At 34.7% G+C, this 14369-nt stretch carries 14 protein-coding genes; 3 read left to right on the top strand and 11 right to left on the bottom strand.

Going from position 1 to position 14369, the window contains the following annotated elements:
* Positions 1-32 precede the first annotated feature (32 nt).
* From IGI58_RS13065 to IGI58_RS13015, 11 genes are all read right to left on the bottom strand, one after another.
* Entirely contained in the window at positions 33-1271 is a 1239-nt protein-coding gene (locus IGI58_RS13065; RefSeq protein WP_429956326.1) for a restriction endonuclease subunit S, read from the bottom strand.
* Positions 1264-2859 (bottom strand): type I restriction-modification system subunit M, encoded by a 1596-nt coding sequence (locus IGI58_RS13060; RefSeq protein ID WP_429953069.1) that lies wholly within the window; start codon positions 2857-2859, stop codon positions 1264-1266. Before IGI58_RS13060 ends, IGI58_RS13065 begins: the two co-directional genes overlap by 8 nt.
* Positions 2860-2904: 45 nt before the next feature.
* Complete coding sequence (locus IGI58_RS13055; protein WP_429953070.1) at positions 2905-5892, bottom strand: type I restriction endonuclease subunit R; 2988 nt, start codon at positions 5890-5892, stop codon at positions 2905-2907.
* 467 nt (positions 5893-6359) lie between these two features.
* Complete coding sequence (locus tag IGI58_RS13050) at positions 6360-6638, bottom strand: hypothetical protein (RefSeq protein ID WP_429953071.1); 279 nt, start codon at positions 6636-6638, stop codon at positions 6360-6362.
* Positions 6639-6651: 13 nt separating this feature from the next.
* On the bottom strand, positions 6652-6960 hold the full coding sequence (locus IGI58_RS13045; RefSeq protein WP_429953072.1) for a hypothetical protein: 309 nt from the start codon (positions 6958-6960) through the stop codon (positions 6652-6654).
* A 17-nt stretch (positions 6961-6977) separates the two neighbouring features.
* Positions 6978-7886: a hypothetical protein gene (locus tag IGI58_RS13040; RefSeq protein ID WP_429953073.1), complete on the bottom strand. Its 909-nt coding sequence runs from the start codon at positions 7884-7886 to the stop codon at positions 6978-6980.
* A 357-nt stretch (positions 7887-8243) separates the two neighbouring features.
* Positions 8244-8693 carry a DUF1310 family protein gene (locus tag IGI58_RS13035; RefSeq protein ID WP_429953074.1) on the bottom strand — a complete coding sequence of 150 codons (450 nt, stop codon included), beginning with the start codon at positions 8691-8693 and terminating at the stop codon, positions 8244-8246.
* Between the two features lie 221 nt (positions 8694-8914).
* Positions 8915-9373 carry a DUF1310 family protein gene (locus tag IGI58_RS13030; RefSeq protein ID WP_429953075.1) on the bottom strand — a complete coding sequence of 153 codons (459 nt, stop codon included), beginning with the start codon at positions 9371-9373 and terminating at the stop codon, positions 8915-8917.
* A gap of 404 nt (positions 9374-9777) precedes the next feature.
* A complete protein-coding gene (locus IGI58_RS13025; protein ID WP_429953076.1) occupies positions 9778-9984 on the bottom strand; it encodes a helix-turn-helix transcriptional regulator in 207 nt (68 codons plus the stop codon).
* A gap of 240 nt (positions 9985-10224) precedes the next feature.
* Positions 10225-11190 carry a DUF1002 domain-containing protein gene (locus IGI58_RS13020; protein ID WP_429953077.1) on the bottom strand — a complete coding sequence of 322 codons (966 nt, stop codon included), beginning with the start codon at positions 11188-11190 and terminating at the stop codon, positions 10225-10227.
* 145 nt (positions 11191-11335) lie between these two features.
* Positions 11336-11941, bottom strand: coding sequence for a flavin reductase (locus IGI58_RS13015; RefSeq protein WP_429956325.1), 606 nt, complete (start codon positions 11939-11941; stop codon positions 11336-11338).
* A gap of 71 nt (positions 11942-12012) precedes the next feature.
* On the opposite strand from IGI58_RS13015, the gene IGI58_RS13010 reads away from it, so the two are divergent.
* From IGI58_RS13010 to IGI58_RS13000, 3 genes are all read left to right on the top strand, one after another.
* A complete protein-coding gene (locus IGI58_RS13010) occupies positions 12013-12687 on the top strand; it encodes an ArsR/SmtB family transcription factor (RefSeq protein ID WP_429953079.1) in 675 nt (224 codons plus the stop codon).
* Positions 12688-12818: 131 nt separating this feature from the next.
* Entirely contained in the window at positions 12819-13724 is a 906-nt protein-coding gene (locus IGI58_RS13005) for a helix-turn-helix transcriptional regulator (RefSeq protein ID WP_429953080.1), read from the top strand.
* 67 nt (positions 13725-13791) lie between these two features.
* Entirely contained in the window at positions 13792-14328 is a 537-nt protein-coding gene (locus tag IGI58_RS13000) for a ClbS/DfsB family four-helix bundle protein (RefSeq protein ID WP_429953081.1), read from the top strand.
* The last annotated feature ends 41 nt before the right edge of the window (positions 14329-14369 follow it).

Here is a 14369-nt window from a genome sequence, read left to right as displayed (position 1 = left end):
TCTAGGGAGATGTTGTGGGTGTAAATGTTTGATTAGATAAACATGTTCTGGAGGTAGGATTTTTTTAAGGTTTTAAGTTGCTCTAGTTTTTGTTGATGAAAAGTGATAGTGCTATCGAGCTGTTTGAAGAATGTACCGATCTTCTGTTGTTCTTCTAAATTTGGTAGCGGGATCATCAAACGATTAAAATCATATAGATTGTAATTACTTCGACCATCGCCAGTAGACATCTTAATAGCCCATTCTTTGTGTTTTGTTGTGTTGAAATAGGTACTTAAGTAATCTGAATTTAGTACATCCTGATTCGGGCGAGTATTAATTGTGGCAAATCCAATTGCTCCGCGCTCTCGTTCACCAATAACTGTGGATGTTCCAATATCACCTGTGTGTACTGTAACAACATCACCTAATTCTAGGCGTCGGGAAGCATTCCTTTCTGCAAAAGCTTCATCAAGATAGATAGGATTATCCGCAAATTCAAATTTTCCTGATTTAATATCCGAATTACGAATTAAAAGAGTTCCTTCATTACGATAGTTTTCAGTCATCGAAGTAACCAAACCAATAAAAACTTTTGATATTACTTTTATATTACGCTGTTCCCATTCTTCCTCAAAGTGAGCGAACCGTACCCTTGGTACTTTTCCATCATTTACTGGGAACATCTGCTGTAGAAACCCTTTCTTCATCTGTTTTAAGGTTTCTAACTTACGTTGATGAAGAGTGATAGTGTTGTCGAGTTTCTGAAAAAAAGCACCAATTTTTTGTTGTTCTTCAATTTTTGGATATAATAAATTAACTTGTTTTAAATCAGAATTATGAAGATGTACTACAGATTTACCTTGTGCTCTTTTAGACATTTCTTTTTGTTGTGATCCATTAGAAATTGTTAAAGCTAAAAAAGTAGAATCTATATAAGTTACAGGCTTAATAATGTTTAAATCTCCTCCTAAAATAATGCCTGGAGCAGCAACAACCGAAGCTCTTGAAATATCTTTCGATGACTCTCCTGAAGCCGGGACTATCACTTCATTTCCTTCACTTATAGCTGATTTATCTTTTTTTGATACAAATGTATCTACACTTTCAATAACCGTTTCATAATTTGTATACAAACGGCCATATAAAATTATTGGGTCTCCAGATTCAATTAAATCATTCTTAGTATATCCATTACCTTTAGAGAAGCTAGCAATTTTCTCCAACTTACGCTGTTCCCAAGCGTCGGAAAAGCCCTTAAACCGTAGTTTTGGAGCATCTTTTTTATCCATCATAAAAGACTCCTTTTGTAGCTTCTATCAAATCTTTAGTTTCGGGAGTCACTGCGAGATCATTTAACATAGACAAAAAATTATTTTCTGCTTGTTTAATCTCAGCATTCAACTTCATCAAATCTTTACTAACTTCGATGATGTTAATAGGTTCTTCTTCCTCAAAAGTATCTACATATCGAGGAATATTCAAGTTATAATCATTCTCTTTAATCTCATTCAATGTTGCAATATAAGAATATTTTTCAATTTTTTTCCGTTCAATCACTGTCTTAACAATCTTTTCAATATCTTCAGAACGTAACTGTTTTTGGCTTCTCAATTTCTCAAAATCTTTACTTGCATCGACAAATAGAACATCTGATTCAGCTCGATTTTTCCTTAAAATTATGACACACACTGGAATAGATGCATTTAAAAATAGTTTATCTGGAAAACCTATTATAGTTTCAATTTGGTGTTTTTCAATTAATGCCTTACGAATACGACCTTCTGCTGCGCCACGAAATAGTACCCCATGTGGTAAAATAATCGCCATACGTCCACTGTCTTCTAAATGATATAAGCAATGCAATAAGAAACCGTAATCAGCTTTTGTTTTAGGCGCAACACCATATTCACGCCAACGAGGGTCGTCTTCACGATCTTTGCTATCCCAATGAGCCGAATAAGGTGGATTTGCCATTACAGCATCAAACATTCGCGGAGTGTCTTTTCCTTCTACAACCCCATCTGGCCAATCACTTTCAAGTGTATCCGCATGGTTAATACTTATATCGTTGTATTCAACACCATGCATCATCAAGTTCATTCTTGCTAAGCGGTACGGCGTAGCATCTTTTTCTTGACCATAGTACTTAATCATTCCACGCTTATGCGAATTTTTCATATAGCTAGCTGTTGTAAGTAAAAGTGAACCTGAACCAACTGTCGGATCATAAATTGAAAATCGTTCACTATCCTCTTTACCGAATGTTAAAATACGTGCCATTACATCCGAAATTTCTTTAGGTGTGTAATATTGTCCCATATCAGATGCCAATACAGTCGCAAACTGTGCAACTAAATATTCATAAATATCTGAAACAGTATCGTCGCTACCAGACAAATCAAATTCAGGAGCCGATAGTAACTCAATCATAGAAATCATTACACTAGCACGAGCTTGTGCATTCGCTCCTAAGTCAGCACTATCAAAACGCATACCATCAAAAATACCTTCAAAATCTCCTTTAGCTGCTGGTGCGATTTGCTGGTTGAAATGTCCAAAAGTATCAGTCATCATTCCAATATTGAAACGATCTGCATCAATTGCCTTTTTCCAATCTTCAAAAAAATCATTTGGTCGAATCGCATAGCCAAGATTTTTTTTCATATAATCTAGAGCCTTCGTAGAATCTTGAGAATAAATCTTTTCCCACGTTTCACCACGCAAAACACCTTCTAACCAATGAGTTGCTTTTTCTGATAAAAATTTATAAAATAAAATACCAAATATATAGTCTTTGTACGCTGTTAATCCAATTTGCCCTCGTGTTTGATTAAGCATTGCCCACATCTTGGTTTGCTGTTCATTCGAAAGTGCCATTACATTTTTCCTACTTTCTATTATTTATAAGAAGTACTTATTTACTTATAATGAATTAAAAAAGGTCATCAAAGATTCTTCGAAGTCTGATGCTCCAAAGAATCCGATATTTTCTTCCTCTTCAATCGCATGCACAAGATCTGCAAGTCTTTGATTATCAATGAGTGTATGCCCTGGAAGAAATAAATCAAATGCTTCTACAATCCGATTTCCATTCACATCTTGGTTTGCTGCCCATCTTCGAATTCTTAATTCCCGTCGTTCTGTACGATATTTTTTTCGTGTTTCTTGAAGAGATTCACTCGTGAAGTGTTCCGTAATATCACCAGATTCAATATCTTCAACAATCTCATTGATTTCTTGACGACTTTCATCGTCCATAGGCGTAATATGTTTATCGATTGCTTCTTTATTTGTTTCAGTTTTATCATCAATAAACGCATTCAAAAGCTCCACTAGCATATCATAATCGATAATTTGATGATCATAAAATTTGATGCCAATTTTGATTTCAGTGAGGTCGGGACGATCTTTTGGCGGTAGCTTCTCTCTAGCATCATTCAGTCTAGCTTGTAATGCGCCAAATTCTTCAATACTTGAAATATCGAGTTGAACATTCTTTCCAGTTGGTTTGCGATTTTCATCTAATTCTTCAATTTCGCTACCTAATTCGTATCCTTGCTGCACTAATCGTTGAATTTTATTTTGTGTTGCTAATCCAAGATTTACAAATTCTTTTAAATCGTTTTCTCCACGAGGAATTTGACTAAAATCAACTCCAGCAAGCTCTTTTAATCTAGAAACTGCTTTTTCCAAATCATTTATTTGGTGACTTTGTGGCTTAGCTAAGATATCATCATCCTCTAGCTCTTTTGGTGGCTGCTTTTCGGTTTCTTTTTCAGCCTCTTGAAGAGTGTCATTTCCTCCCCTTGTATAAATGCGTAATGCATTTTCAACAAATTCTTGCATTTCATCCCCTTGACGATAAAAACGGACTTTTCCATGAGGTTTACTATTACGGTCGTATGTTCGATTAGTCCGAGACATTGCCTGAATGAGCATTCCTTCTTTTAGCATTTTGTCCATATAAATCATATTAAGATACTTCGAGTCAAAACCGGTCAATAATTGATCTGAAACAATAACTAAGTCTAGTCGATCTTCTTCTTTTCCTTGGTTATACGGCTTTTTACGAGCTAGTCGCTTAGAGATATCTTGCATATACGCTCGAGCAGGATCTTTTGCATCCAAAATACTCGGAACATTGAATTTTCTTGTATATTCTTTGATTGCCTTTTTAAGTGCTTCATTTTGCTCTTTAGTACCATGCTCATTAGATTCATCACGAGAAAAAGTCATTGCCACATTTAAATGTGGAGCTTTCGCCTTAAAAATATTGTAGTAATGTACAACCGCTTGTTTACCAGATACCGCAAGCATTGCTTGAAAAGTATTTTCTTCACGTCTTCCTGCAATCAATGCTCCACTAGAAGTTTTTCGCCAGTTAGAAAGAATATCTTGCACTACTTCTTGACGATAGACATCACTTTGATAAACTTCCTTTTCGTAATCTTTTTCAGAAAAATCAGTTTGTGGATGTTCAACAACCCAATGAGGTTTGAAATACGTCACATCAAAACCTAAAACATTTCCATCTCCAATTGCGTCTTTAATGGTATATGTATGTAGACGTTTACCAAAAATATCATGTGTTGAGATATCACGAGTAGTTTTAACATCGTTTATTTCATCGCTATAAAAATTAGGCGTACCAGTAAAACCAAACCATGTCGTTTTCTTAAACGCCTGTTTTATTAACTGTACTGACTCTCCACTTGCACTTCGATGAGCTTCATCCATAATAATGACGTTCCAATCATCGTTTTCTAGTCCTCGCTTAACAGCTTTTGTTAATCCTTGAACAGAAATCAACAAAATTTGTGATGCTCCTTTATGTTTTAATGCCTGTTTTAATCCTCGACCATCCACTTTCTTAATACGCTTTTTAAAGTGCATATAAGCAAAATCCTTGAAATTTTCAAGTGTTTGGTCAATTAAATCGACGCGATCCACGATAAATAATACATTTCGAATCTTTCCTACTGATGCCAAAAGTTGAGCAACTTTAAAAGAAGTAACAGTTTTCCCAGAACCAGTTGTATGCCAAATATAGCCACCTTCCTTTTGAATCAGACCACTTGATTCCATATTTTGCACACGCTGTAAGATTTCACGTGTCGCTTGAATTTGATAACTACGCATCACCATCAAGTTGTCATTTGATGCATCTGGAATCATATTGACTGTAACCAAACGATGAAGTTTTGGAATCCCCATGACTTGCTGAGCAAATTCAAATGCGTCAGTAATATCATTATTATTTTCATCTCGCCAACCAAAAACAAATGTTTTGTTGTAATGTTCAAAAGCATTTGGTCGAGCAAAATAATGCGCTGAATGTTGACTCATTATAAATTGTACTTGTACAAATGCAAATAAGCCTTCATATAATCCATCACCATGATAGCCTTTAAGTTGCTCAAAAGCTTGCCATTGATTTTGAATATGTTCATCTTTTTCTTCAATATGGACAACAGGAATACCATTAATAAGTAGTGCTATATCAATTATTCGTTTTGTTGTCAGACCTTTAGGTAAATCATCAAACCTTATTTGATTGACGATTTCATATTTTGAGCGCCCAGCTCCCACATCATCTTCATAAAAAATTTCAACTTCTAAACTAGAACCATCATCACGAGTAATTGGAATCGATCCAATTCCCCCAGCACCTACTAATAAAAGTTGAGCATCATAGGGGGTGCGGATGCGTTGTATTTCTTGAAGAATCAGACTAAATTCAGTGTCAGATAATAGTGTTCCATTTAATTTATGGGCATTTTTTTCATTCAAAATATCACGCCAATGTTGTTCAAGTTTTTTTATACTAACATTGGAAAAATCTTTACAATATGTCCAGCCTTCTGCTTCAAGTTTCTTAATTAGAGCTTCTTCAAATTTTGCCTCTGCCAATTAAATACTTCCTTTCGTTAATTATGTATACATTTTTTGAAAAATGACTATCTTATATTCATTAATAATTTAACTTACGCAGTAATCAAGCGTAAATATTGCAATATAAGTATATCATGAGTAAGTAATTTCTAACAATAGCTTTTATACTTTATATTAACTAACTCAGCCTATCATTCCACATCAAAATATTTTTCTATCTATTTATTCTTATTTAACTATCTGGCTTATTAAATCGATACTTTTTTACAATTTAAAACAGTTTTATAAAATGTTTTTCACCTTATCCTACTATCTCATTTCTGCATAAAAAAATAACCGCCATAAATAGCGGTTAAGTTGATTTATTTTAGTAGCTTATTTTTATTAATTCAAGATTTCTATTTTTTTGTTTTCCTGAATCTCATTTACCTTTATTGAATAACTTTGTTATCAAATATAGGTTCATGCCCTGACATGCTTCAATTTTAGAAAGAATCTAACATTTGTTTCTGCTGGTCAAATACTTCGGTTATTTTTGTTCCAAATTGTCCCTGCACAGATTCTTGAAATGAGCTTCCTGTTTTTCCAATCATAGCAGCTGCTTCACTCATTTCTTTTTCTCCTTTTGTTTTTATGGACTTTTTATCTGAAATTTTCTGCTCACTTGCACTTCTTCCAAGAGCTTGCACTGCTATTTTTTGACTTTCTTTCCGAAACGCTTTTTCTCGCTCTTTTCTTTCCCGTTCTTTTCCCTTTTTTGACACCCCTTTATTCCTCCTACTCCTCTAGTTCTTGACGCTTTTTCCGATACTGTTGCTCCACTTCTTCTTGTTGCATGAGAAGTTCTCTGCGCTCTAGTTCTAATTCTTCTAAATAATCGGCCTCATCCCATTGTAACGCCCGCTGCATATCTTGGACTATCTCTTGCGAATATCCTCGTTTGCTTAACAAATGATGGGTGTGAGCGAAAATATCTTCCGTGTACTCTTGTCCGTTACGGATTAAGAATTTTACTGTATCTTCTTGTTCTTCTAAATCTGCTCTACTTCTTTGGCATTCTAGTCGCACGGCTTCTTCTGTATCCATCTTCTTTCTCCTAACGCTTACGAAACAAGCCCTTTTAATTGTTTCGATAATTCTTGATCTTTTTGAACGAATGTATTGATTTTACTTCGGATTTCTTGTGCTAATTGCCGGAACTTATCATTCATTGTTTTCGCTTTATGTATTTTTTCTTTATAGTCATTCGTCGGCTCTGCCACAATACTTTGTTTCGAGCAGCCCACACTTTCTAGGGCAGAGAGAATTTCTCCTTCTGATAGATCGACCCCAATTGTGCGAGCATCTGTCAGTGTTTCTGTCCATAGTTTTTCTGCTTCTTGTATCCCTTTTTGATAGATCATGACAACAGACAACATGGCTGCTTCAAATTCCGCTGACGCATGACTGACAACGGCTAAGGCTCTGCTATCTTCTAAATAGATACGTTCTCCAGAAGAAAGACCGCCTCCGCTTTTCGTTAATTTCTTCTTCAATCGTTCTAATGCAGTCAGCTGCCCCTTTATTACCCGCATATTATACGCATGTTTTGCTTGTCTGAATTGTTTTAGCGATTCTTTTGACACGTTCAACTCACCATTTTTGAACTGATAGCCACCCCACATATGTTGATCAATTTTGCCAACTTTTTTAGAATTCACATAAATCAGCGTTCCTATATGATTAGGGTAAAGTTCGTAACCAATTGGGACTAGATCTTTATCATCAACAAAATTAAAAATTCGATCTTTTAGTTGATTTGCCATTTTTCGTTGCTCTTTATCCATCATGCAATAAGCGTTTGGTCCTTGGTAAAAGAATGCGCCATTTATCCGATTTAGTTTCTTTTTTGAATCAAGAGAACCTAGCGCGTACTGCCCATTAGTTGACGATTGAGAATGTCCATATATATCAAATGTTGCATTAGAATATTTATTCATCGCATTGTTCAATGTTTCAGCCGAAGATTTCATTTGTTTGGTAGGTTCTAGTATTGCATCCGATACTCTGTAGCTTTTATTAATATTGTTTAAAATCTTGGCATTATTATCCAGCCAGTCACTTTTGACTTCTTTTGGATTTTCACCGATTTTATCTATCCCCGTTGATCCTTGAAACAGTACCGTTACATGATTTACCTCTTCTGGTCTTTGTACCTTTGGATTGCCGTCTGTAATGATATATGCTTGTTCGCCTGTTTTTTTGTTATTTACTACTTTTGAAACATAACCTATTGTTGTTTTTCCATTATTAATAGTAACTGGATCATTTTTTTCAAATTATCATACTCTTTTTTTGCAATTTGGACACGTTCATCATCTGTATATGTTTTACCCATTATTTCTCTCCTTCAGCATATTATCTAATTCAGACGAATAACTTGAAATCCCATGATTTCTGTCTAAATTACCTTCTGAATCCACGTCTAAAATAAAAGTCACATATAAATTTTCTGTACTATTTATATATAACTTACCATTGATCCCGCCCATAGGATTATGTTCAACACTCTCATAATCAATTTTATAGGATTTGATGATCCCTTCCGATGTTAATGCTTTTGAATCCAAATTTTTTAATCCTTCTTCAATTATTTCTTTTGCCTGCCCACTTTTTACTACATTTACCATTTCATCATGAAATCTTATGTTATCCATGTATATTTTCCCTCCTATTCCAATAATAATTATCAAAAACACTCCGAGAAAGGTAACTATTGTTTTCTGTTTTATTTTTTTTATCTCTGAAACTTGTTGTTCATTCTTTTCTGTGTCATTCATTTAGTTTCACCTCTATAAGTAGATTATAAGGAAAATGATTCCTGTTATGTTTCTAAATATTGGTATTATCATAAATTTTCCAGGTATTATTTAAGATTTGCTTGTTATTTTCACTTCTTTTGGTCTTTATACCTTGGGACTATCATTTGTAATAAGGTATGCTTGTTTGCCTGTTTTTTTCATTGACTACTTTTGACATGTATCCTATTGTTTTACTATTATTATTTATTTTTATAGGATGTCCCTCTGGAAGTTAATAACTCCTCTAACTTAGCTGTATTTCCACCACCAGAATTTTCTAAAGTTCCTTTGGCAGCATCTTTAGCCAAAATATTATATACTCTAAGTTCCATCTCATCATTTACAATCACATCAAACATAATCCCACCCATAGGATTCTGTTCTATACTTTCATAATCTATTTCATATGATTTAATGACTCCCTCATATGTTAATGCTTTTGAATCTAAATTGCGCAATCCTTTTTCAATTAATTTTTTAGCTTGATCGCTTTTTACCACATTCACCATCTCATTATGAAACATTTTATTATCCATATATAGTTTCCCTACTATTCCAATAACAATTATTAAAAACACCCCTAGAAAGGCAACTAATGTCCTCCGTTTTATTTTTTTTATCTCTGAAAGTTCTCGTTTGTTAATGTCAGTATCTTTCAATTAACTTCACCTCGTTGAAAATCATTGATCAATTGCATCGTATGCCTATTTTCTGCAACATTGTACTGGAATTCGTCATTGATATTTTGATACTGTTTAAAGCACTGTCGATTGACTCACAATGCCACCGATACTTAAATTACTTGATCTACTCATGATCCATTTCCTAAAACCATACTTTATAATGATATCAATAAATAACTAATAGAACAATATTTTTTTCATTAGAACCCATTTTTAATCAGAAAGATTACTGTTTTTCCATTTTAAAGTCTCATAAAAAAACATCTTTTCTACTTCCATCCCCTCAAATCTCCTAAGCACCACAAAAAAGAGAACCAAAGAACTTCTTCCATGATCCTCTTTTATATTCAAAGCTTTAAGTCAGTTTATTTCCTTTTCATCTAGTCTTTTCCTTCTCCTTTTAAAATTTCGTCCAAAGAAAATTCAAAAAAGAAACTTAATTCGACCAATGTATCTAAATTCGGATACGACTGTTCATTCTCCCATCGTGACACTGTTTGTCTTGTTACGTGAAACTGATCAGCTAATTGTTGTTGCGTCATGTTTTTCCTTTCTCTACTTTCTTTGATCAATTGTCCAATCTTCATACAATCCTTCCTATCTTTAAAACATTCTTTCCATCTTTTAATCAGGTTATGTTCTAAATATCACACACTACAAATGATTTAAAAAGCAATTTTAATGTTACATTATGAAAGTTAGAACAATAAACCTATTTCAACTTAAATCAAAACAAAAAAAGAGATGAAATAAAAGTTTTCACTTTCATTTCATCTCTTTTTATTTGTATGTCTGTTTTAGATTATTTTCTAGACTAATTCGCCAAACTATTTCCCTGTGATCGAATCCCAAAGACCACTGAAAAAGCTTTTGATATTTTCCCAAAGTCCCTTAGATTTTTCTTGAAGTTGTTCTTTCGTTTTGGTTAAATCTAGTTGGTTCACAAAATCATCAAAAATATTTTTATCTTTCATGTCACTCATCAAGGTAGTCAATTCATTGACTTGATCTGAGGTCATGACATCTTGGATGCCTTGGCTTTTTAATGCATTATCAACTGCTTGCTGGATATCTTCCTTGGTTAACTTTGTGCCATCAGCTGTTTTAGCTGCTAATTCTTTTTTGGCTTCTTCCTGAGCTGCATTTAGCGCTTCATCGGAATAACCTTCCTTGTCTTTATTTTCCTCTGTGATCTTAGATAAAACGTCCATTTCATCTTGCGCTACGCCAACACGGTCACGATTGATGATGCCGCCAGATTCTTCAACGATCTTATAGACACCTGCCAATGCGCCAGAACCATCGATCGGTACAGCGGAAGCAACCGTCAATTTGGCATCAGAGATACCAGCCGTCAAGGCGGCATTTTGGTATTGAGCGGCAGTGATTTTCGTGATATTTTCAGTTGTCGCGATATCCACTGTGATTCCTGAACCTTTCTTTTGAGTTTCCATACGAACTGAGCTATACACTGCCCATTCTGCGTTAAAACCACCATCTGGGATGAAGCTCATCAAATCTGATCCATTCGTTGTATAGGTTGGTGTTTCGCCCTTTGCACCAAGTGCTTTCAAGGTATAGTCTTTTTGTTCTTGAGTCAAAGCATTTCCTAACGCAACTGCATTGATTTGAAGTACTTTTTCAGAGCTGCTTGTTGTTGTCGTTGATTCACTAGTTGCAGTACTATCAGTTGACGTTTGTTGTGTGGCAAAAGCTGTGGTTCCATTATAGACACCTGCTGAAATCAAAAGTAAGGTCATCGCAAGTGCGAGTTTTTTTTGTTTATGTTTCATAAAAATCCTCCTATAAAAACTTGTTCTTGCATATTACTATACAGTAATCTTTTTCAATATGCTTTAAGGAGGCTCCGTTTTAAGAAAATTTTAGGAGATATCTTGCGTTTTTGTTATACTAATTTCTAATTATTATCGGTTTCATCTAAATAGTACTATCAAATTCTTGGAACCGAAAATTCTTCCCGATTCCTTGCGTCGTCGTCGTATATTCTCTAAATTTGTAAATAAGCGGATGCCACAGATCAACATTTATGTATCGCTCATCATGCAAGATTTTTTCATCAATAAAAATCCCTTTTATCGTACACTCAACGATTGCAAACTCTTCTCTGAGGGAAATAGTTGCGACCATTGCTTCTATTTGAATCGGACATTCCTTGATCCTTACTGTTTGAACCTCTTGACCAGCTAGCTTAGTGAAGTTCCCTAAATCAAATTTATCTGCACAATATGAGTAGCCTGCCTGCTTCTTATACTCTGGAATCTGTTTAGTTCCTGTAACTTGCGCAATTCGTTCAATATTTTTCCAAAGGGTTTTATCAGCAAGATTAAGTGTCACTTCACTCCCTACTTTGAGATTCAAAAATCCTTTGTTATGCAAACCGATCCCTAGAACAATTGACTTGCCTAATGTCCAAGTAGAACTGATCGGAGTGATGTTGTCTCGATCAGTCTCTAAATCTTTCGTTGTCATCAACACGACTGGAAATCCATAATAAAAACTTGTTTTTTCTACTTTTTTAAACATATCTTTCACCTCTAAATATAGTATACTAACGATAAACCTCGATGCGTATCGAACTATTAAAGGAGAAAAAAATGAATGGTTTTCCAGATTTACAGCAGACAACGAAACTATTAGCCGATCAGTCACGCTTAGAAATTTTGACACTTTTGATGGACGGAACATTTCACACGGTCCATGAAATCGCGCAAGCAGTGAAAATAAAAGACCAAACAGCTTCTTACCACTTGAAGAAACTTGAAGCTTTGGAATGGGTGACTTATTACAGACAAGGCCGCCATGTTTACTACCAATTGATAAATCCTGCGGTAGCAGAGCTTCTGGAAAGCTTGATGCTGATCAGTCCTGTCAAAAAAATCAGCTCCTATAATCAAAATAAAGAGTTTCAGGAATTAAAATGTGGTCGAACCTGTTACCACCATCTGGCAGGAGCTTTAGGTGTCACATTTTTTGATTTTCTGATTGCAAAAAATTATCTGATCTTAGCAAATAACCAAGTCGAACTCACACATGAAGGTTTACTCTTTTTAAATCGTATTGAAATAGACACTAATGAAGTGAAAAAAAGGGCTGGGATCTTCGCTAAACCTTGTTTAGATTGGACTGAACGAACATTCCACTTAGGCGGAAATTTAGGGAAAGCTTTTCTGGAGATGATTATTAGGAAGGAATATATTTATCAGAATTCAGACAACCGGAGTGTCACTTTAACTCGATTAGGAGAACAATTTTTTCAGCAGTTTTCATAAGTCATCAATAAACGTTGTGTAATTTTTATCTTTTCTGTTCAAAGTACTACCTTTATTGAATTTAAAAATTTGTTCTCCTCTGTAGGATAGTTGTTTTTTTATGTATATTCAAAATAAGTGGGTGATATATTATGAAACTAAATAGAATGTTTGAAATCGTCTATCTTCTACTCGAAAGAAAAAAGATGACGACAATGGAGTTAGCAAAACATTTCGAAGTCTCTAAACGGACGATTTTACGTGACATAGAAGCGTTATCTATCGCTGGTATTCCAATTTACACAACTAAAGGAAAAGGCGGCGGGATCTCTCTGCTTGATCATTACGTGTTAGACAAATCGATGATTTCAGCTGACGAACAAGATCAAATTCTCTTTGCTCTTCAAAGCTTAGATGTGACACATCATTTAAATGCTGCAACGACTTTATCAAAACTTCAAACTCTTTTTAAAAAGACTGACACTAGTTGGATCGAAGTTGACTTTTCCCGTTGGGGGAAAACAGATCCCGACAATCAAAAATTTGAACTTTTGAAAAATGCTGTCCTTACAGATAAAGCTCTTTCTTTTTCCTATGCAACCTCTTACGGATCAACAAGTTTAAAAATCGTTTATCCATTAAAATTACTCTTTAAATCTAAAGCCTGGTATCTACAAGCTTACTGCATTTCAAAACAAGATTACAGAACTTATAAAATCAATAGGATCACTGATTTGGAAATACTTGACGAAGCTTTTTCTAGAAGTAGCTACACCGTTCCTGCTCTTGAAGAAAAAGACAGCCCGACTTTATTGCATTTAACTCTTTTATTCACAAAAGAGATTGCTTTCAGAGCGTATGATGAATTTGATATGCAGGATATCCAGATCAATCAAGACGGCTCTTTGCTTGTAGATGCGCTATTACCGGAAGATTATTGGCTATACTCTTTTCTTTTATCTTTAGGTGCTTCAGTCAAAGTCCTCTCACCAGCACATGTAGAAAAAAAGTTACTGACTCAGGTCGAAGAGATAAAGAAAAATTATTTAAATCTATAAAGTGACAAACAGCTGTCACCTTACCTATGCTACTATGAAAATATAAATGCAAAGGAGAGTGTATATTATGCCCAGACCTACAACTAAAATAGACTTGATCACAACAGCAGACGAACAGTTTTCGAAATTATGGCAGCTGATCGATTCTATGTCTGCTGAAAAACAGAATGCATCATTTGTCTTTAGTGAAACCTTTTTGGAAAAAAGAAAGGAAGCTCACTGGCAACGTGATAAGAATTTGCGGGATGTGCTGATTCATTTATATGAATGGCATCAATTGCTTTTAAATTGGGTAGACTCTAATCAAAACGGCGAAGCAAAGCCTTTCATACCCACTCCCTATAATTGGCGAACTTACGGTAAACTCAATGAAGAATTTATAGAAAAACACCAAAATACCTCTCTGAATGAGGCAAAGGAACTTCTAAAAAATAGCCATGCTGAGGTATTAAAAATGATTGAGACATTCACGAATGAAGAATTATTCGCTAAAAATACATTGACTTGGACTGGAACATCTACACTAGGAAGCTACTGTGTTTCCGCAACTTCCAGTCACTACGAATGGGCAATAAAAAAGATCAAGCAGCATATCAAATCATAAAAGAGTTCTTATACAAAAAAAGCTTCTGTTGTTTAGACACA

Source organism: Enterococcus sp. AZ020 (genome assembly GCF_050499205.1).
In the GTDB taxonomy this organism is placed as follows: domain Bacteria; phylum Bacillota; class Bacilli; order Lactobacillales; family Enterococcaceae; genus Enterococcus_L; species Enterococcus_L dunnyi.
The sequence above is the reverse complement of the archived record's forward strand: the minus strand, read 5'-3'. Positions and strand labels throughout refer to the sequence as shown.

Bases quoted from the DNA above. Each gene is read 5' to 3' on its own strand.
- IGI58_RS13035 (WP_429953074.1), bottom strand. From the start codon at position 8,693: ATGAATGACACAGAAAAGAATGAACAACAAGTTTCAGAGATAAAAAAA.
- IGI58_RS13005 (WP_429953080.1), top strand. From the start codon at position 12,819: ATGAAACTAAATAGAATGTTTGAAATCGTCTATCTTCTACTCGAAAGA.
- IGI58_RS13025 (WP_429953076.1), bottom strand. From the start codon at position 9,984: ATGAAGATTGGACAATTGATCAAAGAAAGTAGAGAAAGGAAAAACATG.
- IGI58_RS13065 (WP_429956326.1), bottom strand. From the start codon at position 1,271: ATGGATAAAAAAGATGCTCCAAAACTACGGTTTAAGGGCTTTTCCGAC.
- IGI58_RS13000 (WP_429953081.1), top strand. From the start codon at position 13,792: ATGCCCAGACCTACAACTAAAATAGACTTGATCACAACAGCAGACGAA.
- IGI58_RS13045 (WP_429953072.1), bottom strand. From the start codon at position 6,960: ATGGATACAGAAGAAGCCGTGCGACTAGAATGCCAAAGAAGTAGAGCA.
- IGI58_RS13040 (WP_429953073.1), bottom strand. From the start codon at position 7,886: ATGAAATCTTCGGCTGAAACATTGAACAATGCGATGAATAAATATTCT.
- IGI58_RS13020 (WP_429953077.1), bottom strand. From the start codon at position 11,190: ATGAAACATAAACAAAAAAAACTCGCACTTGCGATGACCTTACTTTTG.
- IGI58_RS13015 (WP_429956325.1), bottom strand. From the start codon at position 11,941: ATGTTTAAAAAAGTAGAAAAAACAAGTTTTTATTATGGATTTCCAGTC.
- IGI58_RS13060 (WP_429953069.1), bottom strand. From the start codon at position 2,859: ATGGCACTTTCGAATGAACAGCAAACCAAGATGTGGGCAATGCTTAAT.
- IGI58_RS13010 (WP_429953079.1), top strand. From the start codon at position 12,013: ATGAATGGTTTTCCAGATTTACAGCAGACAACGAAACTATTAGCCGAT.